22 protein-coding genes are annotated in these 26,759 nt (G+C 37.9%); 1 reads left to right on the top strand and 21 read right to left on the bottom strand.

The features are described 5' to 3' along the window. Positions 1–273: 273 nt before the first annotated feature. From BW929_RS11960 to BW929_RS11870, 19 genes are all read right to left on the bottom strand, one after another. Entirely contained in the window at positions 274–1,590 is a 1,317-nt protein-coding gene (locus BW929_RS11960; protein ID WP_076545724.1) for a sodium-dependent transporter, read from the bottom strand. Positions 1,591–1,705: 115 nt separating this feature from the next. After that, on the bottom strand, positions 1,706–3,094 hold the full coding sequence (locus BW929_RS11955) for a tryptophanase (RefSeq protein ID WP_076545723.1): 1,389 nt from the start codon (positions 3,092–3,094) through the stop codon (positions 1,706–1,708). Between the two features lie 66 nt (positions 3,095–3,160). Beyond that, positions 3,161–3,538 carry a RidA family protein gene (locus BW929_RS11950; RefSeq protein WP_076545722.1) on the bottom strand — a complete coding sequence of 126 codons (378 nt, stop codon included), beginning with the start codon at positions 3,536–3,538 and terminating at the stop codon, positions 3,161–3,163. Between the two features lie 273 nt (positions 3,539–3,811). Beyond that, entirely contained in the window at positions 3,812–4,687 is an 876-nt protein-coding gene (gene sdaAA / locus BW929_RS11945) for an L-serine ammonia-lyase, iron-sulfur-dependent, subunit alpha (RefSeq protein ID WP_076545721.1), read from the bottom strand. A gap of 10 nt (positions 4,688–4,697) precedes the next feature. After that, positions 4,698–5,360 carry an L-serine ammonia-lyase, iron-sulfur-dependent subunit beta gene (sdaAB, locus tag BW929_RS11940; RefSeq protein ID WP_084566201.1) on the bottom strand — a complete coding sequence of 221 codons (663 nt, stop codon included), beginning with the start codon at positions 5,358–5,360 and terminating at the stop codon, positions 4,698–4,700. 42 nt (positions 5,361–5,402) lie between these two features. Next, a complete protein-coding gene (locus tag BW929_RS11935; RefSeq protein WP_076545719.1) occupies positions 5,403–6,635 on the bottom strand; it encodes a S41 family peptidase in 1,233 nt (410 codons plus the stop codon). A 57-nt stretch (positions 6,636–6,692) separates the two neighbouring features. After that, the gene (locus BW929_RS11930) at positions 6,693–7,535 is read right to left on the bottom strand and encodes a YitT family protein (protein WP_076545718.1); all 843 of its coding nucleotides are present in this window, start codon (positions 7,533–7,535) and stop codon (positions 6,693–6,695) included. A gap of 53 nt (positions 7,536–7,588) precedes the next feature. Continuing rightward, positions 7,589–8,329 (bottom strand): WecB/TagA/CpsF family glycosyltransferase, encoded by a 741-nt coding sequence (locus BW929_RS11925; protein ID WP_076545717.1) that lies wholly within the window; start codon positions 8,327–8,329, stop codon positions 7,589–7,591. After that, entirely contained in the window at positions 8,317–9,387 is a 1,071-nt protein-coding gene (gene csaB / locus BW929_RS11920; RefSeq protein WP_076545716.1) for a polysaccharide pyruvyl transferase CsaB, read from the bottom strand. The genes BW929_RS11925 and csaB overlap by 13 nt, the downstream gene beginning before the upstream one ends. Then, entirely contained in the window at positions 9,387–11,339 is a 1,953-nt protein-coding gene (locus BW929_RS11915) for a DUF5693 family protein (RefSeq protein ID WP_076545715.1), read from the bottom strand. The genes csaB and BW929_RS11915 overlap by 1 nt, the downstream gene beginning before the upstream one ends. Before the next feature lie 90 nt (positions 11,340–11,429). Further along, positions 11,430–12,528 (bottom strand): peptide chain release factor 2 gene (gene prfB / locus BW929_RS11910; RefSeq protein WP_200805245.1). Its coding sequence is split into 2 segments (ribosomal slippage): positions 11,430–12,458 and positions 12,460–12,528, totalling 1,098 coding nucleotides; the frame shifts between segments, so codons are not numbered across the junction. A 5-nt stretch (positions 12,529–12,533) separates the two neighbouring features. Beyond that, entirely contained in the window at positions 12,534–15,101 is a 2,568-nt protein-coding gene (gene secA / locus BW929_RS11905; RefSeq protein WP_076545713.1) for a preprotein translocase subunit SecA, read from the bottom strand. A gap of 281 nt (positions 15,102–15,382) precedes the next feature. Next, a complete protein-coding gene (gene hpf, locus BW929_RS11900) occupies positions 15,383–15,967 on the bottom strand; it encodes a ribosome hibernation-promoting factor, HPF/YfiA family (RefSeq protein ID WP_076545712.1) in 585 nt (194 codons plus the stop codon). A gap of 177 nt (positions 15,968–16,144) precedes the next feature. After that, the gene (locus BW929_RS11895) at positions 16,145–16,891 is read right to left on the bottom strand and encodes a ComF family protein (protein ID WP_076545711.1); all 747 of its coding nucleotides are present in this window, start codon (positions 16,889–16,891) and stop codon (positions 16,145–16,147) included. A gap of 2 nt (positions 16,892–16,893) precedes the next feature. Next, positions 16,894–17,520, bottom strand: coding sequence for an RNA polymerase sporulation sigma factor SigH (gene sigH, locus BW929_RS11890; RefSeq protein WP_076545710.1), 627 nt, complete (start codon positions 17,518–17,520; stop codon positions 16,894–16,896). A gap of 126 nt (positions 17,521–17,646) precedes the next feature. Beyond that, positions 17,647–18,132 carry a D-glycero-beta-D-manno-heptose 1-phosphate adenylyltransferase gene (gene rfaE2 / locus BW929_RS11885; RefSeq protein WP_076545709.1) on the bottom strand — a complete coding sequence of 162 codons (486 nt, stop codon included), beginning with the start codon at positions 18,130–18,132 and terminating at the stop codon, positions 17,647–17,649. Further along, positions 18,122–19,132 (bottom strand): bifunctional heptose 7-phosphate kinase/heptose 1-phosphate adenyltransferase, encoded by a 1,011-nt coding sequence (locus BW929_RS11880; protein ID WP_076545708.1) that lies wholly within the window; start codon positions 19,130–19,132, stop codon positions 18,122–18,124. Before BW929_RS11880 ends, rfaE2 begins: the two co-directional genes overlap by 11 nt. 9 nt (positions 19,133–19,141) lie before the next feature. Then, on the bottom strand, positions 19,142–19,669 hold the full coding sequence (locus tag BW929_RS11875) for a hypothetical protein (protein ID WP_076545707.1): 528 nt from the start codon (positions 19,667–19,669) through the stop codon (positions 19,142–19,144). A 90-nt stretch (positions 19,670–19,759) separates the two neighbouring features. After that, positions 19,760–21,928, bottom strand: a complete 2,169-nt coding sequence (locus tag BW929_RS11870) for a phosphodiester glycosidase family protein (RefSeq protein ID WP_076545726.1) — start codon at positions 21,926–21,928, stop codon at positions 19,760–19,762. Positions 21,929–22,221: 293 nt separating this feature from the next. Between BW929_RS11870 and BW929_RS11865 the strand changes: the two genes are divergently transcribed. Further along, positions 22,222–23,859: a radical SAM protein gene (locus BW929_RS11865; RefSeq protein ID WP_076545706.1), complete on the top strand. Its 1,638-nt coding sequence runs from the start codon at positions 22,222–22,224 to the stop codon at positions 23,857–23,859. Positions 23,860–23,866: 7 nt separating this feature from the next. Here BW929_RS11865 and galU read toward each other — a convergent pair whose 3' ends face one another. Both galU and BW929_RS11855 read right to left on the bottom strand, forming a co-directional pair. Then, positions 23,867–24,736, bottom strand: coding sequence for a UTP--glucose-1-phosphate uridylyltransferase GalU (gene galU, locus BW929_RS11860; RefSeq protein WP_076545705.1), 870 nt, complete (start codon positions 24,734–24,736; stop codon positions 23,867–23,869). An 89-nt stretch (positions 24,737–24,825) separates the two neighbouring features. After that, positions 24,826–26,700: a patatin-like phospholipase family protein gene (locus BW929_RS11855; protein ID WP_076545704.1), complete on the bottom strand. Its 1,875-nt coding sequence runs from the start codon at positions 26,698–26,700 to the stop codon at positions 24,826–24,828. Positions 26,701–26,759: the final 59 nt, after the last annotated feature.

The following is a 26,759-nucleotide window of genomic DNA, read 5'->3' as shown; positions in this document are numbered from 1 at the left end:
GTTTCAGAAAGAATATTTGACATACCAAACTTTGAATATTATGCTTTGGCAGATGGAATCAAAGAAATACTGGCTAAATCTTACACTGGAATAGCGTCTTTTTGTAAGAGTTATTACAAAAAACGACGATCACAAAAGATATTAAGACTCTCTTTACCATTATGACAGTAAGGATAGTTTTTGCTATTTTAAAAAATGGGGAAACTCATTATTATTATAATTTTAAAATTCAATAAAGTGCGAGGTGTTTCCACCTCACACTTAAATTATTTTTTAACCAATTCCACCAAAAATTACTCCCAGCACTAATACCAGAATTGCAACTGAACTGAAAATATATTTTGCATAGGGCTCCCATATTTTTCCGAGGGGTCTTTTTGAACCTTCATTAATAGCTCTGCGAGCTCTTTTAATTCCATAAACCCAGAAGAAGATTATTGCTGATAACACAGCTCCAAAAGGAATTAAATAAATAGTAACTGTATCAGCAAACTTACCAAACAACTCCATGCTTAAATCAAGTGGAATTCCAATAACAAATGCAGCTATTCCTACAATTAACACACTTTTTCTTCTTGTTATATTTAGTCTATCAATTAAAGCTTCAACAGGTACCTCCATTAAGTTAATTGCAGAGGACAGACCGGCAAATACTATACTTAAGAAAAACAGAGAACTAAATATGTAACCACCGGGCATCTGCTGAAAAACTTTGGGTATAGTGATAAATAGTAATGGTGGTCCTGCCTGTGGATCTAAGCCAAAAGCAAATACTGCAGGAATAATTACAAATGCAGCTAATAAAGAAGACATTGTATTAAAAAAAGCGGTTTGGAATGAAGCAGTTGGTATATCAGAATCTTTATCCAGATAACTACCATACACAAGCATAGTTGCACCACCAAGAGAAACAGTAAAGAAAGACTGTCCCAGTGCCATTACCCAGGTTAATGGTTCTTTCAATTTAGACCAATCCGGAACTAGCAGAAAGGCAATCCCCTCTTTTGCTCCCGGGAGAGTAAGAGATCTAAATAATAATATTATTAACAGTATAAAAAGTCCAGGCATCATTATTTTATTCATTTTTTCTATACCGTCTTTTACCCCCATTCTAACAATTAATAGCGTTAAAATAATAGCTAAAGCATGCCAGAAAATTGAACCTGTATTTCCGGCAAAGTTTCCAAAAAATGCAGGAATATTTTCAATTTCTGCAAATGAATTTGTCGCTGACAAAGTAAAATATTTTAGAATCCAGCCAACTACTATAGAATAAAATGTAAAAACACCTGTTACTCCTAAAACCGGAATAATTCCTAATTTACTACCAAAATTCATTCCTTTTTCTTTAAAGACATTTTCATAAGCACTAATTGCACCTGTCTGCTGGTCACGACCAAAAGCAAATTCTTCCATTAGTCCAGTCCAACCCAAAGTAAATACAAACAATAAATAGGGAACAAGAAACGCAGCTCCTCCATAAGCACCTAAACGCCAGGGAAACATCCAAATATTACCTAAACCAATTGCCGCTCCTACACAGGCCAAAACAAAACCAAATTTACTATTCCATTTTTCTCGTTCTGCCATTATTTTCACCTCATTTAATTAGTGGAAAAATGATAATTTTATTTTTATTCAGATTATTTTAGTTTTTCATTAACCAGCAAAGTAAACAGACCTTTGCTGGTTAATTTCAACCTACTTATTCCCCATCAATAGGCTTTAAACTCGCCTGAAAATGCCTTAGTATTTCTGGTTCCCAGGTTATCTCATATCCTCCAACTTTTTGTGCCTTTTCTTTAATTGCAATCAGTGCATCAGCCATAATATCTATGTGTGCCTGAGTATATACTCTTCTTGGAATAGCCAGGCGGGTAAATTCAAAATCTGCCTCTAACTGTTCACCTGTATCTGGATCATTACCCAACATATAGGAGCCAATATCACAGGTTCTAATCCCTGCCTCTTTATATAATTCCACAGCCAGGGCCTGACCTGGATATTCATAATATGGAATATGAGGAAGCATATCTTTAGCATCCACAAAGATACCATGACCTCCAGCTGGTGCTTGATAAGTAATTCCTGCTTCATCCAGTCTGCCGGCAAGATACTGAATCTGGCCAATTCGATATTCCAGATAATCTTCATTTAATCCTTCCCGCAATCCGATTGCAAGACTTTCTAAATCTCTTCCTGATAAACCTCCATAAGTTAAAAATCCCTCATATGAAATTGTTCTTGCTTTTAGTTTTTGGAATAATTCTTCATTATTTTTTATTCCAAGCAGACCTCCCATATTAACAATAGTATCTTTTTTAGCACTCATGGTAAAAGAGTCAGCATAACTAAACATTTCTTTAACAATCTCTTTTATACTCTTATCTTCAAATCCTTTTTCTCGCTGTTTGATAAAATAAGCATTTTCTGCATAACGAGCAGCATCAATATTGAGCGGAATATCATATTTATTACAAATTTCAGCAGTTTTTTTAATGTTCTGCATTGATACAGGCTGACCACCAGCAGAATTATTTGTAATTGTCATTACAATTACACCAATTTTTTCAGAACCATGTTTTTCAATTAATTTTTCTAATTTTTCAAGATCCATATTACCTTTAAAAGGAACTCTTTTTGCCGGATCTCCTGCTTCTGGTACGACACAATCAATTGCACGAGCACCTGACAACTCAACATGAGCTCTGGTGGTATCAAAGTGCATATTTGAAATTGAATATTTTCCTTCACCAAGCAAAACTGGAAATAATACTTTTTCCGCTGCTCTTCCCTGATGAACAGGCTGAATATACTTATAATCAAAAATTTCTTTTGCTGTATCTAATAATTTAAAATAACTGGAACCACCTGCATAAGCCTCATCACCTTTCATCACACCTGCCCACTGTTCCTGACTCATAGCATTGGTGCCGCTGTCAGTCAGTAAATCTATGTAAACATCCTCACTCTTAAGATTAAATAAGTTATAATCTGCTTCTTTTATTTTTTTTTCTCTTTCTTCTCTTGTTAACATTTTGATTGGTTCAACCATCTTAATTCTAAAAGGTTCAGCAACATATTTTTTACTCAATTTAAACTCCTCCTATTTTTGATTCTAAATTAATTAAAAGATAATCCTTTTGGTTTAATAAAATTACTATTCGAAAGCAATAACCTCAATTTCTACAAGAGAATCTTTGGGAAGTTTACTAACTTCAACACAGGCTCTTGCTGGTGGAATATTGGAGAAATACTCTTTATAAATATCATTTACTTTAGAAAAATTATTAAGGTCACTTAAAAATATTGTAGCTTTAATAACCTTATCAAAACTTGAACCCGCTTCTTTTAATACATATTTTAGATTTTCCATTACCTGAACTGTTTGTTTTTCTATGTCTTTTTCTACCATCTCTGAAGTTTCCGGATCAATTGGTATCTGTCCTGATGTGAAGATCATATCTCCTTTTTTAATTGCCTGAGAATAAGCACCTATTGCAGCAGGTGCTTCCTTACTTACAATTTGTTCTTTCATTTGAAACCCTCCTGTTGATTAATAATTTTGATAAGTGATGATTAATTTTTATTATGATAATAACTTATTATTATAATAACAATTTATTATAACTATGTCAATAGCTTTTTATAAAATTTTGAAAATTATTTTCATTCAAATTATATTTTACAGCTATTAACCCCTGCTATAATTGAATTTCTCTTAAACCTAAAAATTATCATAAAAAAAGGACTTCAAAGATTTTTAAATCTCCGAAGTCCTGATCTCTGCTATATTATATTAAAAATTAATTTAATCCCTGAGTTCTTCTTTAATTTTAAGAGCTGTTGGGGTAACTGCCAGCCCCCCACGGGAAGTTTCTTTAAGACAGGTAGGCATCTGATCTCCAATTTCTGTCATAGCCATAATTACTTCATCAGCGGGAATTACACTTCTAATTCCAGCCAGAGCCATTGTCGAAGCCGTGTAGGCATGAGCGGCAGCAAAAGCATTTCTCTTTACACAGGGGACCTCAACCAACCCGGCCACAGGATCACAGACAAGCCCCAGCATATTTTTTAAAGCCATGGCAAAAGCAGCAGCTGCCATTCTGGGAGTACCACCTCTAAGTTCCACAGCCGCACCGGCTGCCATCGCAGCTCCAACTCCACATTCAGCCTGACAGCCACCTGCAGCACCGGCCAGAGTTGCTTTTTTGGAAACAACATATCCCAGTCCGGCAGCAGTAAAAAGTGCTTCAGACATTGACTGATCATTTAAATTATTTTCTTCTCCAATTGCTAAGATAACAGCGGGAACTATTCCACTTGCCCCTGCAGTTGGTCCAGCAACAATTTTACCCATACCAGCATTTACTTCTGCAGTTGCCAGAGCAAAAGTAATAATTTTATTGTATATATTATCTTTTTCAGCCTCTGCGGCCACAGTCAAATATTGTCCCAGTTTTAGGGCCTCATCACCCACCAGACCACCACCAGTCTGAATATTATTCTGACGGCCATAAGCAACAGCATCTTTCATTACTTTTAAATTAGCCAGCATTGATTTTTTGATCTCTGCTTCAGTAATTTCTTCCTCTTCAACTTCAACCTGGAGCACAATCTCCGAAATAGAAGTTTCAGCAGCTTCAGCCAGGGAAACAAGTTCTTCTATTGTCGCATATTCCATTAACTCCACCTCATATCCGCGGTAAATATCGCACCTGAATTATGTCTTCACTATTTTCTAGATGTTTGATTACATATTCATTTGGCTTATGGTCCATTTCAATAATACAGGAGCCAATATCACCCTTTCGATTTCTATAAACCTGCATAAAGGCAATATTAATCTTATAACTGCCTAAAATTGAAGTAATAATTCCAACTTCTCCCGGCCGATCATGGTGTAGAATCCAGAGAGTAGGCATTCTGCCGGTTAATTCAACAGGACTGCCGTTTATTTCTGTAACTTTAATTCGGCCTCCACCAATGGAAGAAGCTACAATTTCCAGCTTCTTATTATTTTCTTTATTATATAACTCAATCTTTGCAGTATTGGGATGCACCTCTCGCAGCTTAACTTCTTCCAGAGAAAATTCCATCCCCTGCTTATCCGCCAGCTCAAAAGAACCACGCAGCCGCTCGTCATCAGGCAAAAATCCAAGTAACCCACCAATTATTGCCCGATCAGTTCCGTGACCGACTGCAGTATCTGCAAAAGAACCGTGCAGCTTAACCACTGCCCGGTCAATTTTATCTGCAAATAAAAGTCTGGCCATTCTACCAATTCTGGCGGCTCCAGCAGTATGAGAGCTGGAGGGACCGATCATAGCCGGTCCCATAATCTCAAAAATACTCATTTTTTTCAGCTCCTAAATATCAATAATTTATCCCGATCGTTTTTACTCTCCTGCAGCCTTTTTATCCTGAAATTCACGCACAAAGATCATATTTTCCATCTCATCTATTGCCCGCTCCAGCTGATTATCACTACCATCTTCCTGAGCTGCCTCAATATCCAGCTCTACTTTTACGTCAGGCTTAATTCCTTTTTCATGAATATAATTGCCATCAGGAGTATAATAGCGAGCAGTAGTTAAACTGACTGCAGAACCATCCTTAAGCGGTACAACTGATTGTACAACTCCTTTACCAAAAGTTGTTGTTCCAATTAACTTACCGCGATCATAATCTTTGATAGCCCCTGAAACAATTTCGGAGGCACTGGCAGAACCTTTATTAATTAAAATAATTAACGGAATTTCAGTATTCGCATTAATATCCTGATTTACTTTCAATATTCTTTCTGTCTCATCCTTCTGCCTGACAGAAACTACAACTCCTTCTTCTAAAAATACTGAAGAAACATTTACAGCCTCATTCAGCAGACCCCCGGGATTATTTCTTAAATCAAGAATAATACCTCGAGCTCCCTGTTCTTTTAAATCAGCCACAGCAGTTTCTACTTTTGTACCTACATTCTCAATAAACTGGGCCAGACTAATATAGCCAATCTCATTGGTTTTCATTTCAGTTTCAACATAGGGCACTTCTATATCTTCGCGAGTAATTTCAACCTCAAATGGATCTTCATCTCCTCGATCAATAGTCAGAGTAACATCTGTGCCTTCTTCTCCGCGCATCAAATCTACTGCCTTCATCTGTGACATCTCAGCTGTCTCCTGACCATCAATTGCAGTAATAATATCTCCAGATCTCAGACCTGCTCTCTCTCCGGGAGTATTTTTTATCGGAGAAACTATTGTTAATTTATTATCTCTCATTGTAATTACAATTCCAATTCCACCATAATGACCCTCATATTCCTGCTGCATTTCCTCATATTCCGAAGGAGACATAAAATAAGAATATCGGTCAACCTTATTTAGCATTCCATCAATGGCACCTTCAATCAGTGTTTCAAATTTTACATCCTCAACATAATAATTCTGCAGCAGAAACATTACATCCTGAAAAGCATCAGCCTTGGTGTAATTTTCATCCTGCTGAGGCTCCTGTGGAAGCTGTTTGTCTACTGCACTATCCTGTGCAGAAACTGCAAAAGTAAATAATAATAAAAATGTTATGGCTATCAGCCAGACTTGATTTTTAAATTTATCTCTAAGTATTTTCATTAAATTCGCCACCCGCTTTCTTAAATTAATAAATTAAAATATGATATACTAAATCAGCTAATGAACTATTTCAGTAAAACCTTCGCCCAGAACTTCATGAACATTACTAATAATAACAAAAGCTTCCTGATCAATTTCGGACACTGCCTTTTTTAGCTCTGAAACCTCGGAACGTGAAATTATACAGAGCAGAACCCGCTTGCGATCACCTGTATAACCACCCTTAGCCTCAAATTCAGTTATCCCTCTGTTTAAATCATTAACAACCATCTGATTAATCTTTTCAGCTTTATCGGAGATAATCAACACACCTTTTTTAAAGTTTAAACCCTCCTGCACAACATCAATAGTTTGAGAAGTAATAAAAATAGTAACAGCTGCATAGAGGGCAACTTCAAGATTAAAAAAGACTCCGGCCAGAGCAACTACAACCCCATCTGCAATTAAAAGTCCTTCTCCAACTGTAATCCCCGTAAAATAATTGATCAGTGAGGCTATTAGATCAGTACCTCCTGTAGTACCGCGAGATCTAAAAACTATTCCCAGACCTACTCCTCCAACTACCCCACCATAAATTGAAGCCAGCAAAAGATCATCAGTCAGAGCCGTCATATGAGGCTGCAGCAGATCAGTAAAAACAGAAAGCGAAACAATCCCATAAATAGTCCTAATCCCAAAACTCATCCCCATAATCTTAATGCCAGCCAGAAAAAGTGGGATATTAATAACCAGCATGGTTATACCAATCGGAAAAGACGTCAGATAATAAATGACAGTTGCCAGTCCACTGACCCCTCCGGCAGCAATTTTGTTGGGAACCAGAAAAACTGTTAAAGCCAGTGCAATCAAAAATGAACCGGCTGTAATTCCAAGATAATCGATAAAAATTCTTTTTTTCAAACTATCTCCCCCTCTTCTACTTAGCTCCCTGTGCAAATTTATTTTTTATTTAATTAGTCCAGTTTAAAGTATTTAGATTTAATTACAAGATAAATAAATCGCGGCAGAGACAGCATTCTTCCAAATCGAGATGGCTCCTGCAGCAATCGATAAAACCACTCCAGGGCAGCCTTCTGCATCCAGAGCGGAGCCCTTTCAACCTCACCGGCCAACACATCAAAACTGCCGCCAACTGTAATGGCAGTTCCTATATTTAAATTCTCCAAATTATTAGCTAAAAATTTTTCCTGCAGAGGAACACCCATCCCGACCAGCAGCAGATCGACATTTTTTTCATTTATTTCTGCAATCACCTGCTGCTGATTTTCTCGATTTAAATAGCCGTGGTGGTAACCGCTAATATTTAAATCAGGAAAATCTCTTTTTAAATTTGCTGTCGCCCGGTCAACAATTCCTGGCTTACCACCCAAAAAATAAAAGTTAATATCCTCTTCAGCCAGTTCTTTAAATAATAAACTTATCAGATCAAAACCGGCCACTCTCTCTTCCAGAGGATCACCTAAAATTTTGGAAGCAATAACAACCCCAATCCCATCGGCAGTTGCCAGATCAGCTGAATTTAAAATTTCGGCCAGCTTTTGATCTTCAACGGCCAGGGCCAGCATCTCCGAATTTGGAGTTACTACTAAAGAAGGGCTGCTGTGATCAAAAGTTAATTCTTTTACCCTCTCAACTGCCTGCCGCATATTGAGCTTATCTATATTTATATCCAGTATTTTAATCAGCTCTCGCAAGAGTCAACCTCCTTTAGAACCAGTTCGGCAAATTCTTCTGCCTCTGCTTTTTTGAGCTTCAAAAACTCTTTGATTTTTTTGCGCAGACTGTAACGTTCAGCAAAAATAGATTCCAGCTTCTCCAATGCCTGAGTGGACTCTAAGTTTTCTAGTTTCATTAATGGCAGGTAATCTAGCTGCGTCATTAGTCCCTCAATTTTGGGGTCATAACTTAAAGCCAGCACCGGAATCTGATTTAAAAGCGCAAAAATCAAACTGTGGAGACGAACTCCAACAAATAAATCAAGCTGAGAAAAAGATTTTAAAGCTTTTTCCGGAATCGGAGAAAGCTCCTTAATTTCTGTTTCAGCCTCCAGCTTCTTTTTAAGCTGAAGTGAAATTTTTTCATCTGAACCCTGGTGCATTGGAAAAATATTAAATTTTACCCTCTTCCCCCGGGCAAATTGATTTAAAGCATCAGCAAGTTCAGATATATAATCAACTGACCAGGGGCGCACCGAAATTCCAACTTCGATTTGTCCTTTAATCTGCTGTCTCAGATTGTTTATAGGATCAAAAAGTGCAAATACCGGGTCAACTGTTAATTCAATCTCATTTTTAACTCCAATCTCTCTCAGCAGCTTTTTAGAAGTCTGATCCCTGACGCCAAGCAGTTCAAATCTATTTAACGTCAGAGCAGTTAAATACTGACTCCACTTTTTATCAAGTGGACCTGCACCCTGAGCATAATAAACTGTTTTTACTCCCTGGATTCTGGCCAGCCAGCAAAGCCCCAGATAATAAGGAACCGAAAAATTCCCAGTCACATCCTGCAGCAGACTGCCCCCACCACTAATAAAAAGATCCGCTTCAGCCAGAACAGCCAGAATCTGGATAATCGAGTTTCGACTTACAGCATTAAGTTTGTACCGCTCAGAAGTTTTTGCAGGTTCTGCTGAAAGAACAGTAATTTTCAGCTCTTCGTTTTTTGCTTTTAAAAGTGAAGTTATTCCAGCCAGTACAGCTTCATCACCAAGATTATTAAAACCATAATAGCCCGAAATCACAATTTTCTTCATTATTTAACCCCAACCAGATAGTATTTTTTATATAAGTTAGTAAAGAACTTATAGATAAGAATAAAAACTGCAGCAACTGCAAAACTCAACCAGTAAGCATGAAAAGTTCTAAGCAGTGAGATCAGCACTGGTGTATGCAGGTGTGAAAAAGTATTGACTATAGTTATAACACCTACTGAAGCCAGCATTAACAGCGGATAAAAATAAAGCTCTTTTCTTTTTTGAACACTCAAATACAGTGAGAAAATAAATAAAGGATGACCTATTAAAAACTCTTTAAAACGAGGTCTCACATAAAGAATTTTCTCCAGCAGACTGCGAATAGTTAATTCCCAGGCTGGCACAGGCAGCAGAGGAAAATTACCTGTTCTACCAATGTAAATAACTGCAATTAAAGCCAGACCTCCTGCCAGAATGATATGTTTAACTTTAATTACACTTTCCAGAAGCTGAGGTATTTTATGCCGTAAATCCTTTGAGCCAGGCTGGAAAAGATAATAAAGTGATATTATAATCAGAGGCATTAAAAAAGCAACTTTTACACCTCTAAAATCATTGATTTTAAAGATAAATTCACTGCTATTTAAAACAGCGCTAACTAATATTCCTCCAACCAGTGCTGTCAAAACAGCAGCAGTAAAATTAAAGAATAGAAAGGCCAGTTTTAAACCACCTTCCAGATTTTCTCCTCCCTGCTTTTTTTCCAGCAGAAAAACGATCACTGCCAGCGAAGGAAAAATCACAGCCGAACCCAGTGCAGTTATTTGGCGCAATAAAATTTCCCTACCTGAACTTAAGAATAGAAATCCAGCAACAGCAGCTGTCGGCAGCAGGAGAATCATTAGTTTTTCGTATTTAAAAGCAGTAAAATAATTGAGGAGCAAAATTCCGGCAGCCGTTACTCCAAGCAATATCAACAGTACATCCCAGCCTGAATTACTAAAATAAGGGGCTGTTTCTGCACTCCCCGGTAGATAACCTTCTTTTTTGAGGCTGGAAGTCAACTCTCCAAGTAGTGTCAGGTTTTTTTCTTTCAGTTGATCACCTTTAAGATAAGGTTTGTGATAAAGAATCTTTACATTTCTTTCTCTGACTGAAAGCAAATAACGATTTATAATTTCCTGATTATCTGCCTTTTCAACTTCTTCCTGCTGCATACTATGAGTCCGCAGCAGCTGAAAATCATTTAACTTAGCCAGTTTTTCAGCTCCAGCCTGAGCAGCAATAAAAGCTTCAACATTACCAAAAATCAGATTGTGCTCCTGCATTAAAGCAGCCGTTTGATCAAGCCTGTCAGGATAACCGGTAACCTCTTCTCCATCAAAAATCAAATAATCTGCTTTTAATAACTCAAGGTTATTTTTCAGGGCAGATAGCGCATTTAATTTATTATTACTTCTAAAAGCAATTTTTAAATCATTTGCTTTTGCCTCCTTAAACTGGCTTTCGTTATAACCAAGATTAATATCTTCGAGATTCTTGTGCCAGCTGGGAAAATAAAGGAAATTGTAAGTACCAGTTTTAATAGTCCTGGCTGCATAATCTGCCTTTAATTCTGGTGCCAGTTTATTGATCTGCTGCCACAGTGAGTCACTAAAAACAGCAAAAAGAGCTGAATTTTCAAGTTCTGAAATTTCAATCCGGCCGGCGGCCAGTTCAGCTTTTAATTGCTCACCACCCAGAATAATATCCAGTGCTTCAATTCTTTTTAAAGCCCCTCTCTCAACAAAGTCTTCCAGCCTCTGTTGATAAATCGCCAGACCTGTAACCCCACTTTCTTTTAACTGCTGAAGATCAAGTTCTGGTTCCAGAGACTTTAATTCTGTATAAGCTTCTCCATCCATTATTACTTCTATACCTGGATTTTGATCGACTTTGTTAATTCTTGCAGTCAGTGTCCAGGCAGCTGCAATAAAAGTTATTAAAATAACCCCAATCAATATTTTTTTCAACAAAATTCACCTTTTCCTCTAAAATAATTAATTAAAGAACTCATAAAAAGGAGCTCCTATTTATTCCCACAGCTTTTATTGTTCTAAAATTTATTGAGCGCTCTGATATTTTAAATAAGCCTCTATAAATTCATCAAGATAACCGTCCATTACTTTGTCTACATTACCTTCTTCAAAATCAGTTCGGTGATCTTTAATCATGTTATAAGGATGAAAAACATAGGATCTGATCTGGCTTCCCCAGGCAATCTCCTTATGTTCACCACTTAATTCATCAATTTTTTCTGCCTGAGCCTCTTCTTTTAATTCCAGCAGTTTGGCAGTTAAAATCTTCATTGCTGTTTCCTTGTTTTTATGCTGTGATCTTTCGTTCTGGCACTGGACTACCACACCTGTAGGCTGATGGGTAATTCTTACAGCAGAATCAGTTTTATTGACATGCTGCCCGCCAGCTCCACTGGCCCGATAAGTATCAATCTTCAAATCACTTTCGTCAATATCAACCTCAATATCATCATCAATCTCCGGCATTACATCAACCGAAGCAAAAGAAGTATGCCTGCGGCCAGAGGAATCAAAAGGAGAAATTCTGACCAGACGATGTACTCCTCGTTCACCCTTTAAATAACCAAATGCATAATCTCCTTCAATCATCAGCGTCACACTCTTAATTCCGGCTTCATCACCCGGGTTAAAATCTAGAGTTTGAAGCTGATAACCATTTGCTTCTGCCCAGCGGCTGTACATTCTAAGCAGCATCTGAGCCCAGTCCTGAGATTCAGTTCCACCTGCACCCGGATGAATAGATAAAATAGCATTGTGATCATCATAAGGCTCATTTAATCTCAGTTTCAACTCAAGTTTTTCAAGTTCCTTTTCCAGTTCAGTGAGAGTTACTTTAAGTTCACTCTCCAAACTTTCGTCTTCTTCAGCAGCAAGTTCAAGATAAACTTCAGCCTCTTCAAATTTTTCTTCCAGGCTCTTGATCACTTTAAGACGTTTTTTAATCCAGTCCAGTTTCTGCGATTTTTTACGAGCGTTTTCTTTATCATCCCAGAATCCACCTGCTGACATCTCAGATTCTATATCTTTTTTATCCTGCAGTAATTTTTCCCGGTCAAAGTAAATCACTCAATTCCTTAAATCTCTGTTTTAATTCTGAAAATTTGTCCTTAAAACTATTGTTCATTTAAATCATCTCCCACAACATTTTTTATATTTTTTACCACTACCACAGGGGCAGGGATCATTACGGCCTGGTTCTTCTTCTTTTACAACAGTTGCCTGACCAACACTGCCATCACCAGCTGTTGATCTATCATTTCCCTTTGATTTTCCCTCTAAAGCTGACTGAGGTGAAGAATAGTTTAACTGACGCTGATTAATTTCCTGTCTCGGAATATTTTCTCTTTCTTCAACTTCAACTTTAAAGGCAGTCTCAACTATATCTTCCCGGATAGAAGCAGTTAGCTCATTAAACATATCAAAGGATTCGAATTTATATTCTGTTAGAGGGTCTTTCTGACCATAAGCTCTTAAACCTATTCCCTGGCGAAGCTCATCCATATTATCCAGGTGAGTCATCCACTTGCGGTCAATTACTCTTAAAGCTAAAAATTTAATTATTTTATTAAATCTCTCTGAGTCTATTTTTTCTCGTTTCTGCTGATAAGCTCCCAGCGAACTTAAAGTTATTTTCTCTTTAATTTCATTTCTCTCCAGACTGTCTAAATCTGCTGCTTCTAGCTCACTGGCCAGTCCAATTCCATGCAGATATTCAAACATTCCAGCTAAATCCCACTCATCTGGATGGAGATCTTCAGACATAAACATCTCGATTACATCATCCAAAAGCTGTTCCATCATTCCAGCTATTTTTTCTTCCAATTCGGCTGTAGTTAAAAGCGTACGGCGCTGATCGTAAATAACCTCCCGCTGCTTATTTAAGATATCATCATATTCCAGAATTGCTTTTCTGATATCAAAATTGCGGCTCTCCACTTTCTGTTGGGCACGCTCAATTGAGTTAGAAATCATTTTGTGTTCAACTGGCTGGTCCTCATCAACACCCAATTTATCGAGAATACCGTTGATCTTATCAGAACCAAAAAGCCTTAAAAGATCATCTTCCAGTGAAACATAAAATTGGGAAGAACCTGGATCTCCCTGACGTCCAGAACGGCCGCGAAGCTGATTGTCTATCCGACGGCTCTCATGGCGTTCTGTACCCAGCACATGCAGACCACCAAGCTCTTTGACACCTTCTCCTAAAACAATATCTGTACCACGACCGGCCATATTGGTTGCAATTGTTACACTTTTTTTCTGTCCGGCATCTTTAATTATATCTGCTTCTCGTTCATGGTTTTTTGCATTTAAAACCTCATGCGGTACATTTTCTCTTTTTAACTGGCGGCTTAACATCTCCGAATTTTCAATATCTGCTGTACCAACCAGCACCGGCTGACCGGTCTTATATAAATCTTTAATTTCATTAATAACTGCCTTATACTTGGCCTCTTTATTGGTAAAAACTAAATCCGGCATATCATCTCTGATCATCGGCTCATTTGTAGGCACAACTACTACGGGCATATCATAAATTTTTATAAATTCTTCCTCTTCAGTCTCAGCAGTACCTGTCATTCCAGCCAGTTTATTATACATTCTAAAAAAGTTTTGCAAAGTAATTTTGGCAAAGGTCTGACTTCCTTTCTGGACCTCTACTCCTTCTTTAGCCTCAATAGCCTGATGCAGCCCTTCACTGTAGCGTCGGCCTTCCATTACTCGACCGGTAAATTCGTCCACAATTTTTACGGCACCATCTTTAACTATATAGTCTCTATCCTTTTTCATTAAAGTATGAGCTTTTAAGGCCTGATTTAATTGATGATTGAGTTTGAAATTTTCTTCTGAGTAAAGGTTGTCCACATTTAACTTGCTTTCAGCCTTTTTTACCCCTGATTCAGTCAGAGTTACCAGTTTGTTTTTCTCATCTATTTCAAAGTCTTCCTCACGTTTTAAAGCTGGAATAACTCGATTAAATTTACGGTAATCCGAACTTTTTTCCTGAACCGGCCCCGAAATAATAAGCGGTGTCCGGGCTTCATCAATTAGTATACTGTCGACCTCATCTAAAATTGCATAATGATGCTCTCGCTGAACCAGGTCCTCTTCCTTATAGGCCATATTATCCCTTAGATAATCAAAGCCAAACTCATTGTTGGTACCATAAGTAATATCACAGTTATAAGCTTCTCTCCTCTCAGCAGGAGACATTCCACTTAAAATTACTCCCACAGACATCCCTAAAAAGCGATAAATCTGGCCCATCCACTCACTATCTCTTTCGGCCAGATAGTCATTAACTGTTACTACATGTACCCCCTGTCCACTCAGAGCATTAAGATAAACAGGTAGAGTTGCAGCCAGCGTTTTTCCTTCCCCGGTCTTCATCTCTGCTATTTTTCCCTGATGAAGAACAATTCCTCCAATCAGCTGAACATCATAGTGACGAAAACCAGCTTCGGTTGCTCTCTGAGAAGCTTCTCTTACAACAGCAAAAGCCTCCGGTAAAAGCTCATCCAGACTTTCTCCCTCCTGATATCTATTTTTAAACTCTGCAGTCTTCGCCTTTAAATTCTGATCGCTCAATGCCTGCATTTCAGGTTCAAGAGCATTAATTTTTTCTACAATCGGTTCCAATTTTTCCAGTTCTTTTTCGTTTGGATCTTTAAATAAGTTCTTGAGGAACTCAAACATTTATCTTCCTCCCTAAATTTGACGATTAAAAAATTTTCAATCGTATTATAATAATATAATTCCATTTGTAAATCTAATGCATTCCTGCTATCTCAATCAAAGTAATTATATCATCTTAAACCCTAAAACACAATTAAAGGCAGATTAGATTATTGGTTAATTCCCGGTACCAAAAGATCTATTTTCTTATTTATAGTGAATGATTTCTCATAATGGTATAAAAAAAGGGAGCCCGCCAGGGCATCCCTCTTAATTCAATCTTATCTAATACTATTATTATCTTAACCAAATGTCGGCTCAATCAAGCCATAATTTCCATCGTTTCGCTTATAAACCACATTGGTTTCTTCTGTATCAGCATTATGGAAAACAAAGAAGTCATGATCTAAGAGGTCCATCTGCATACAGGCCTCTTCTACATTCATCGGCTTCATTGGAAAACGCTTGGTCCTCACAACCTGCGGCTCAAATACATCAGTATCAATATTTTCTTCCTCATTACCTAACTGATGATTTAAGACCTGTTCTTTGCGCTTCTCCTTATATTCTTCTTTGTATTCCTGTTTCTTCTCAATGTATCTATCGTGAATCTTAGTTTTATATTTTCTAACCTGGCGTTCAAGTTTATCCATTACACCATCGATAGAAGCATACATATCACCGGAAGCTTCCTCACCTCTAAGGATAAGACCCTTAACAAAGGCTGTAACTTCGACAATATGTCTTTCTTTTTCTACTTCCATGGAGATCTGAACTTCCATCGGTTCTCCATTGAAATACTTCTCCAGCTTCTCTACCTTCTCCTCTGCGTGCTTCTTTAGAGCCGGGGTAACATCAATGTTTTTACCATAGGTCATAATTTTCATGAAGCTCACTCCTCTCATACAACTATTATTATTATTATATTTTGCTTTTCTCTGTATATTATATTATTCTACAAAGTGAAAATAATTCCTGCCTTAAAAAATAATTATTAAAAATCTTAATTTAATTTTAATCTAAATAGTTTTAATTTAAGTTCAGAAAGAAGCGTAATTCAAAAACTAGTCTAACTTAACCGGTACTGAAGCTGCTGTCAGCACATAAACATTTTTAGCACCCATCTCTTTTAAAACAAAATGCGAAATCTCAGAAGAAGTGGTACCTGTTGTAATTATATCGTCAATAATCAAAATGTTTTTGTCCTCAAAAATAGCGGGATCAATCTTATCTTTTAACTCAAAAGCTCCCTCCAGCTCCAGTTTTCTTGCCTTCTTGGTCAAAGTATAAAGTGGGAGTGAATTTTTAACTCGAAAAAGCACATCCTTATATTCGACTTTTATTTTTTTGGAAAGCTCTTTTGCCAGTCTGGCAGCCTGATTATAACCGCGATATGTTTTGCGGTCACCATGCATTGGTACTGGAATTAAAAAATCTATATCCCGATCTTTAAAATATTCATCATAATAGAGAAATAACATCTGCGAAAATGGCTCAGCCAGATCTGGCCGATGACCATATTTATATTCCAAAAGTACTTCTCTGGCATAACCTGAATAAGTGAAAACACTGCGGGCATAATTGTAAGGCGGTCTTTCTTCCTTACATTCCGGACAGGGCTGCCCTTCAATTAAGGTTGCCGGAACAACCTCTCTTCCACAGACCGGGCAGGCATCTGTAATAAAAGAAAAACGGGCCAGACAGCGGTCACAAACCCCTTCTATTTCGGAATGATCATATCTGCGACCACAGGCAAGACAGACAGGTTTTTCAGGATAAACCAAATCTTTTAAAATATCCAGTACTTTCAATTTTAATTAACAACTCCTTTGAGGTTGTAATGTTCACGCAGATCATCAATTTTCTTTCTGGCCCTCTGCAGAGCATTGTCAACCGTTTTGACATTAATATCAAGATCTTCGGATATTTCCTGATAGGATTTACTATCCAGATAAAGCATAAACACATTCCATTCAAGATCTGTTAATTCTTCCGAGAGTTCGTCAATAATTGTAGTTAAAGTTTCCTGACAGATAAATTTCTTTTCTAGATTTTCTCCTTCATCTGGTAAAATTTCATTAAAAGTTCTTCCCGTTTCATTGCCATAGTCCAGGCTTTTATCAAGAGAAGCAGAGGTATTTAAAGGCATGTGTTTCTGGCGATTTGCCTTTTTTATAGCAGAAACCAGCTGTCTGTGTACACAAAGCTGAGAAAAACCTCGAAAAGAAGCTCCTTTATCTTCTTTAAAATCCCGGATTGCTTTGTACAGTCCAACTCGTCCCTCCTGAATAACATCATCCCGATCCAGACCCTTGATAAAAAAGAATCTGGCCTTAGCATAGACTATATCCATATTTTGATCTATTAGATATTCTATTGCAAAGTCATTTCCAGCCTGGGCCATCTCTATAATCTCTTCTTCTTCCTTCTCTTTAAACAAGAATATCCCCCCATCCTGGTCTCAGTTTTCCCTCAAAAACTCATCAAATCCTGAAATGAAATACCCAATTCCAGCATTGTCACTCCTAAAAGTAAGAGGGTCAGCAGAATAAGAATTTGTAGTTGACTATTTTTCATCTTTAATCTGCCTTATCTTTTTAATTAAATTTGTTGTTGATTTTCCCTTAACCTCGGTAATTAAAACTATTTTTCCACCATAACTGTAAACTGTCTCCGCCTCAGGTAGATCTTCAATTCTGTAATCTCCACCTTTAACATAAACCTGTGGTTTAATCTGCTCCAGTAAGTTAGTGGCATCAGCTTCCGAAAAGAGTATTAGATAATCGACCATTTCCAGAGCAGCCAGCATTTCGAGTCTGTCAGCCTCCGGCATCAGAGGACGTGTTTTCCCTTTCAGCTTTCTAACTGAACTGTCACTATTTACAGCCAGCACCAGCTTATCACCCAGAGAAGCAGCTTTTTTCAAATAGCGAATATGACCAACATGCAGGATATCAAAGCAACCATTTGTAAAAACAATTAATTCTCCTGCCTCTTTTCGGGCATCAATTTCTTTTTTCAAAGCATCGAGGTCCATAATTTTAGCTGTCATTTTTATTCACTTCCCTGATTAATTCGGCGCCTGTAACTGAAGCAACCCCACTTTTGCGGACAACAATCCCGGCAGCATAATTGGCAATTCTAATCGCAATCTCTGCCGGTGCACCTGCCGCCAGGGCCAGAACCAGTGTACCAACCACGGTATCTCCAGCACCTGTTACATCAAAAACTTCACTAAAATTAGCAGCGGCAATATGCTCTATTTTATCTCCGGGTGCAAAAAGAGTCATTCCATCTCCACCCTGAGTTATAAGCAGATATTTTAATTCCAGCTTTTTCCTCATTTCTAGACCAGCTTTTTCTACTTCAGCCTGAGATCTCAGTTCCCTGCCATAAATAGCAGAGGCTTCTTCTAAATTAGGAGTTGCAATTACAGCTCCCTTAAACTGATTTAACTGATAACGGCTGTCTACAGCTGACTCTTTTCCGGCAGCAGCGGCAGCTTCTACAAACTGAGCCGTACTATTCTGATTAAAAATTCCGTTTCCGTAATCCGAAAAAAGAATCGCATCACTGCTGGCGATATTTTCCTTAAGGTAAGAATTTAATTTCTGCTGAAGCTGAGTACTGATATCAAAACTCTTAACTTTATCAACCCTTACCACCTGCTGGCGAACAATCTGCTCACCACCGGCCAGAATCCTTGTTTTCTCAGCAGTCGGCCTGCTTCTGTCCTTAAAGACTCCTGCAGTTAAAATCTGCCGTTCTTCAAGCTCTTCAATCAGAGCTTCTGCTGCCAGATCCTCTCCTACAACACCAAGCAGATCAACCTCTGCTCCCAGGCTGGCAATATTGGCAGCTGCATTGGCTCCACCACCAGGCAGGATTTTCTCCTGCTGATGTTTTAAAATCAGAACCGGTGCCTCGCGAGAAAGCCTTTCTGGATCAGCGATAATAAATTTATCAGCTATTAAATCTCCCAGAACCATTATTCTTTTTTCGCTAAATTTATTTATATATTTTATTAATTCCTCTGAACTATAGTTTCCCATCTCAGCCCCCTACATTTTATAGGTCAGACCAAAATTTATAACTCGATTGCTGAGATCCCAGTACTGATTACCAATACTTATCTCCAAATCACTGCGGGGACCAATATTATATCTGGCACCACCTCTGTAATAACTGTGATCAGTTAAGTCCTCATCAACAAAGTAATAGGTCTGCCAGAAAAAGTTTAGATCCTTATTTAAAGTTGCAGCCGAAATTCCTACCCCTTTACCAAAGTCTTGAGCATCAACTTTGTCTGTCAGCATCAGATGCAGATCCATTTTAAACTCAGGCTGGGAAATCATATTCAAACCAATATCTGCACCAATATGAAAATCGTCTCCATCAAAAGCGAGGTTCAGCTTCCCCTGATGGCCACCATTAAGAATAAACTTTGGCTCTAACTGCAGAGTGTCAATCTCCATTGAATCACCTGAAATAAGGTAATTTACCTCTTTCAGTTCAGCTGCATTAACTGCTGTAAAAACTGTAAAAATTAAGCTTACTGTAATCATTAATATCATTATTTTTTTAGTCATTTTATCTCTCCTCTAGTGTAATTTTATTATATATTAGATAAAGCTATATTTAAAATTATTTCTGCAAAAGTTACTTTCCAATGCAGAGCTTTAATCTTCGCGATTAACTATGACTCCATTCGAAATCAAACGATCTGCACTGGGACGATTCATTGTAAAACCTCTGATCACCATTCTGGCTGAGGCACCACCATCAAGATTCATAGCTTCAACAGCACCCAGCTCTCTTAAAATTTCAGCTGTTTCTTCTAAACTCATTCCAATGCTCAATTTTTCCTGTCTACCATCAATAGTCAGCATCAAAAGATGATTATCCGCTGTTAATCCAAGTGCTGTTCTCGGCGCTCTACCATTTAAAATGTCAGGTTGAAATTTTTCTTGCTTACCTGTAATTTTTATTTCTCCATTTTTCAATAGACGCGGGCCACCACCGACAGCATAAATAATATTCTTCTCTTCTAAATCAGGCGAAAACTTGTTATTAATCTTTACCCTCTGGTTCTTTAATTCGGGTGTTAAATATATTAAATCTCTTCTTTCGGAACCAACCCGAACCACAAATCCATCCGGGGGAATTGGAGTTTCAGCTCCAGGCTCAGTTTCTGTACCCAAAATTTTTCCCGAACGAATAACAAGATCATAATAGCCCTTACTTAAGGCCGGCATTCGAGCCCCATAATAACTGTTAAAAACAACTGCTTCATCGGCATGAACTGACCTGTTAACACCATTTATTTTAAAACTTCTGGAAAGATCAGTTATTAACAGTTCTCCCTCCCAGTCTACCTGAGCAAAAGAAAGTTCTTTGTCCTGAGCAATTAAAAGTGCAGTTCGTTGATAAAGCGGTTCACTGACCAGAGTTCCATCAAGATAAAGCAGCCCCAGCGGTCTGCCGCTGTAATGAAAATAGCCTCCATTAACACCAGCCAGAGCAGAATGATCACGAATGATATCACCAAGATCTTCCCTTCCCGGTACAACTCCCTGAGCCAGCACTGGCTTTAAATTAAGTTCATCAACTGAGAGGTCATAGTCAACAACCGTAATTACTCGGGGTCCGGCCCAGCTCTTTTGCCTGATTTCCTTAAAATTAAGTCCCCGGTTAATACGAGCAGTAAATTTAAGCTCACTATCTATAAGTTCTGTCAGTTCCGCAATTTCCGCTCGATCATAATAATATTCTATAATCTCCTGAAAATTATAATCTGCCTGAGCCAGGGGAACAATACCAGCTCTGGGACTGTTAATTTCTTTTAAAGAAAAATCACTATTATAATAAAACTCCTTATCCCTGGTAAGTACCTGGCCTGAAGTCGCTGCTACAGCTTCTTTAAACACCGGACTCAAACGACCAAAGGCTAGCTTATTAAAGTTTTCCAGGCGTGCACCCTGAACTTCCAACTGATAGAGCAGTGAAGTCCTATAAAGAATAGACTGGGCCTTTAGTGCCTCCACCGGAGCACCTGCATTAAAAGAACTCTGCAGCAGATAAGCTGTCATCTCCTCCAGATTAGTTTTATAGCTAAATAAGACTGAATTTCCAATCGGTCCAAATTGAAACTCTCCCTGCATTTTTCTATCCTCAACCTTAAACTGACCCCTAATTTTAAAAACATGAGCCGCTCTTATTTTCTCACCAGCATCATTATAGAAATTAAGCCCTTCTCCAACTTCCTGATTGTAGGGCTGAACCTGCTGATTTTCTGCTTTTTGCTGAGGATCAGAATCCTGATTCTTAATCTTAATCTCTCTTATCCAGCCATTATAGCCGGCTTGCTGCAATTCTTGCTGGAATGCTTCTGCCTGTCCGCGCTCGTTAAAGGCTCCGGCCAGAACTTTAAAAAGCCCCTCTTCTTCTTTTACAATTATCTGTTCCTCAAAATCTATTTCTACCTGGTTTTTAAACTGACTGGCATTTTCGGCGGTAGAACTGGCCATTATCTGAACTCCCCAGCCACTTTTTAATTCAGGCTGCTGCAGGTTGATCTCTCCCTGAGTTATGTAATACTCTTTGCCAGCTTCCAACTTCAGATTTTCAGCTCCTGCTGCTATTAGAACTGTGTCTTTTTCAGCCAGCAGGCTGATCTCAGCTGTTGGAGAAAAAATAGGTACTGTTATCTGATGGTTGGACTGGATAAAATCAATTAATCCGGATTGATAATACTCTGCAGAAACAGGAAACGCCAGCAAAAGCAATATAATTAGAGCAAAACCAAAAATTTTTAAAACAAATGAATTTAATTTAATCACAATTTTCATCTCCATTTATTATTATCCGATTTCCAATAATCCGTATAAATCCAAAACTTTTCCGAGAGATCTTTTTTCCCTACTTATATATATTTAATCTCAAAGCCGCAAATCCTGCCTGGATTTTTGATTTATTCAGGTATTTTTCCTCGGGTTAAGCTTTATGTTATAATAAAGTCAAAGAAACTGTTAAAAATCACTTATCAAGATTACATAAAACTAAAGTTGAGACATTAAAAAGCTCTTTTAAACTCTTTTTAAGAGCTTAAAACAGCAAATTAATAGTGAGAAAGGACCTAACCATGAAAAATAACCAGTTAAAAATCACAGTAATAGATGGATATTTAGATGAACCCTCCTGCCTCGGAGTTCCACCTTATATTTCTCCTCATATCCGCTATCTCTGGGGTGCTCTCCTGGAAGCAGGGGTGCGAGACGATAATCTTAACTACCTGACCATTGACAGCCTAAGAGAAAATAAAGATTTAGAACTAAAAAAAATGGAAACCGCAGACATAGTAATTATGATTGCCGGAACCACAGTTCCCGGACATTATCTCGGGGGACAGCCAGCTACAGCGGCAGAAATTAAAGAAATAGGCAAAAAAGTTTTTTATCCCACCAAAGTTCTGGGGGGGCCAATCACCTTAATTGAAAACATGAAAGAAAAATTTAAAGATAATTTTGATATTATAGCAGCGGAAATCGCTGCAGTAGATATTTTTAAAAGACTGACAGAAACAGAAATTTTACCAGCTGAAATTGACAAGTATATAAACAAATTTGCCTTAAGCGGCAGTCATTTACTCAAAAGACACCCCAATTATCCAAAAATAATTGCCGAACTGGAAACTTTTCGAGGCTGTCCCCGGAGCAGCCACTGTGCTTTCTGCAGTGAACGCCTAAAGAATTTAACTTACAGCCGCAGCCCGGAAAATATTGCCGCAGAAGTTAAGGCTCTGGCTGAAGTAGGTATTCATCACTACCGCCTTGGAAGCCAGACAGATCTACTGCTCTATGGGGCTCAGCTGAAAAATGAAAATTTTATTTTAAACCCTGATCAGATCAAGGAACTCTATCAGGGCATTCGCAGAGCGGATCCTGATCTCAAAGTGCTGCATATGGATAATATGAACCCGGCTGAAATTGCCCGCAATCCAGAAAAATCAGCTCAAATTATAGAAACCATTGCTAAATATAACACTCCCGGTGATACAGCAGCCTTTGGGCTGGAATCAGCCGACCCAGAAGTCTTAAAGAAAAATAATATAGACAGCAGCAGTAAGGATAATTATTTTGCCATTAAACTAATGAATGAAATTGGCGGCAGAAGAGAAAACGGCATCCCCAAACTGCTTCCAGGTCTCAATTTTCTCCACGGCCTGATTGGAGAAAGCCGAAAAACTCTTAATTATAATTATCAGTTCTTAAAAAAATTACTGACTGATAATTTAATGCTCAGAAGAATTAATATCAGACAGGTTGTCCGCCTGGGCAGTTATCCTGAAGTTAAGTACTCCCAGGGTGAATTCAAAAAATACAAACAAAAAATAAATAAAGAAATTAATCAGCAAATGCTAAAAAAAGTATTTCCGGCAGGTGTTGTTTTAACTGACCTCTATTCCGAAAAGAAAAAGGGCAGTCTCAACTACTGCAGACAGCTGGGTACCTACCCGATACTAACAGCAGTCATCGATCAAAATGACAATTTTTTTCAAAAAGTAAAAGTTGTTGATCACGGTTATCGCTCAATTACAGCTCTCAAATGGCCCAAAAAATTTAATGATTATAGTAAAAAAGAATTGGAAGCTATCCCGGGAATCGGAAGCAAAAGAGCTTCCCGACTAATACTGGAAAAACCAGCAGATATTAAAGAATTATCTGCTCTACTGGGGCCAGATTTTGATCAGAAAACTCTTTCCCATTTTTTTCAATTCTAAATACTGATTAAAAATCTGCTGTCAGTTCCTTTAAGTATTTTTTAAATTCAGGCCCCAAATCTTCTCTTGCCAGAGCCAGCTCAACTGTGGTTTTTAAAAAACCCATTTTATTTCCAACATCATAACGTTTTCCTTCGAAATCATAACCATAAACTACTCGCTTATCAAGCAGAGTCTTTAAAGCATCAGTTAGCTGGATCTCTCCTCCTTTGCCTGGAGGCGTGTTTTCTAAAATATTAAAAATATCAGGAGTAATAATGTAACGTCCTAAAATTGCAAGATTGGAAGGCGCCTCTTCCAGTGATGGTTTTTCTACCATATCTTCGACCCGATAAACATCACCATCTTTGCGGCTATAATCAACTATTCCATATTTATTTACGTCTTTTTCAGCAACAGTTTTACAGCCCAGAACAGCAGTCTCTTTTTCTTCATAAATCTCCATCATCTGCTGAATAACTGGCTTTTTAGAATGGATTATATCATCCCCAAGCAGGACTGCAAAAGGATCATTACCCACAAATGTTTTGGCACAATAAATAGCATGGCCCAGACCTTTCTGCTCCTTTTGCCTGACTGAATGAATAGTAATCATCTCCGAAATATCTTCAACCATATTTAAAAGCTCTGTTTTACCCTGTCTTTTTAAAGCTGCTTCCAGGGCCTGAGATTTATCAAAATGATCTTCAATGCTCTGTTTATCTTTAGAGGTAATGATTAAAATATCCTCAATTCCTGCTGCAACTGCCTCCTCAACTATATACTGAATAGAAGGTTTGTCAACAATCGGCAGCATCTCTTTGGGTTGAGCCTTGGTTGCCGGTAATAGTCTGGTTCCCCAGCCGGCTGCTGGAATTACTGCTTTTTTAATCTTCATTATATCACTCCCAAATAATTTTCGCTAAGTCTAAGTCAAATTAATCAAAATTTCTCTTATTAATATTATAACATTAAATCAGATAGATGTTAAAAACTGTAGGAAAACTGAAGTCCATAGCGCTGATCTTTAATTTCAAAATCATGGGCCACAAATAAATCAACTTCTATTGGTTTTAAACCTAATAAATATAATCTCGAATTAAAAGCAGGCCCAACTGCCAGTCCCTCCTCTGACCACTGCTGATCACTGTAATAGTCAACAAATAGGTAACCTCCAATATCAGTTAACTGCAAGAAATTTAGAAGTTCCATCGGCAGCTGCAAATTATAATTATAATTGAAATTTAAAGAAGCCTGCAGATTGGTATTACTGTCCAGTTTTTGACCCCTATAGATAAGTGGAGATTCCACATAATCACTGCTATTATAAATAACTTCGGTCCCAATACTCCAGGCCTCAGTAAAGTCATAATTAATAAGGTGTGAACTCAAAATATCAACATCACCCTGCTGATAATTTAAAAAAAGATCATTTTCGGACTGCCACTGAAAGTCATCACCAAGATAGCGAAAATCATTTCCAAAAAGCAAATATTCAGTTCCCTGTCTCCTGCCATAACCGGCAGATAAATTAAATCTTCTACCAAAATATTTAAGTTCTGCTTCATAATCATTTTTAGTAGCAGAATCATAATCATTTCTATATTTTAAATATAGATCAAGACTATCCGTAATTTTTTTTATTCTTAGAGCAGCTGAGTAAGCATCCTCCCAGCTATCCTCTCCCAATAGAGCAAGCCTGGCCCTGTTATAATAGATCTCAGCACCTACCTGAAATTGATCCAGCGGTGTACGAAATAATTCCTGGCTGAAAGGCGAAAAATCTCTTCCATAATAAATCAGAGGACTTATTCCCCTTTCTTCTACAATCAGCCGGTCGAATTCAAGATCTCGCAGTATGCTGTCCAAACTATAATTTTGACGAGGAACTGGTTGTCGGAGAGGTATACCTGCTTTTTTTAATTCAGCTTTTAACTGTGGAATTTTCTTTAAAGTTTCCAGGTAACCTATTTCTACCAGTCTGCTGGCATAATTAAAATCCATAAACGTATAGTTTTCAACATCGGCAGTAATAATAAAATCAGCATATCTGTCCAGTATCTGGCCGGAATACTCATCCTGAATAATTTCTAAAAAACGGTTTGCTGATTGAAAAGGACTTCCATAATCATATCTTTTCTCATCTTCAGGTGTGTGAGTGGCAATAACATAATCAGCTCCCAGCAGAGCAGCTGATTTTGCAGGAGATGATTCCAGTACCCCTGCATCAATAAAATAATGCTCATTCTGAGAATGGATTGGAAAATAACCGGGAATTGAATAGGCCGCCTGCAGCACCTCTGAGATTTTACCCTCTGTTGTTAAATATTTTTTTCCTTCTGCCAGATCAAAACTAAGCTGAGCTGTCGGAATCAGAAAATCTTCCAATTTTTTTTGCGGTGCAACTGATTCCATAAAAATATTTACTTTTTTACTATTCAAAAGAGCTCCCCGACCGAAATTAAAAAGTCTGGCAAAAGGAGTATCTGTTACAATTTCTTCGATCTGATCCACCGACAGACCACTACCATAGAGAGTAGCAATAATTGAACCCATACTGGTTCCAGTCATTAAATCAATGGGAATGTTATTTTCTACCAGAGCTTTTATGACCCCCAGATTTGCAATTGCTCTGGCTCCTCCACCAGAAAGTGCCAGCCCCACGGCCGGCTCACTTTTTGCTCCAATCCTGTTTTTAAAATGCTGATAATTTTCCACCAGATAGCTCTCGCCATCAAATTCTATTTCCTGCAGACTATTTTCTGCTGCAGATCTTTCGGGCTCTGATTCAGCAAAAAGAAGCCCGGAAAATAAAGTAGTGAAAATAATAACTAGAATAAAAATGAAAATTATTTTTTTCATAATAAACACCTCTGTTCGGGAAAAGCTGAATAAAACAGCAAAGGGAGGCAGAGCCTCCC

Origin of the sequence: Halanaerobium kushneri, assembly GCF_900156285.1 — a bacterium.
GTDB classification, from domain to species: domain Bacteria; phylum Bacillota; class Halanaerobiia; order Halanaerobiales; family Halanaerobiaceae; genus Halanaerobium; species Halanaerobium kushneri.
Note: the sequence above shows the minus strand (reverse complement) of the source record. Positions and strands in the feature narration are given on the sequence as shown.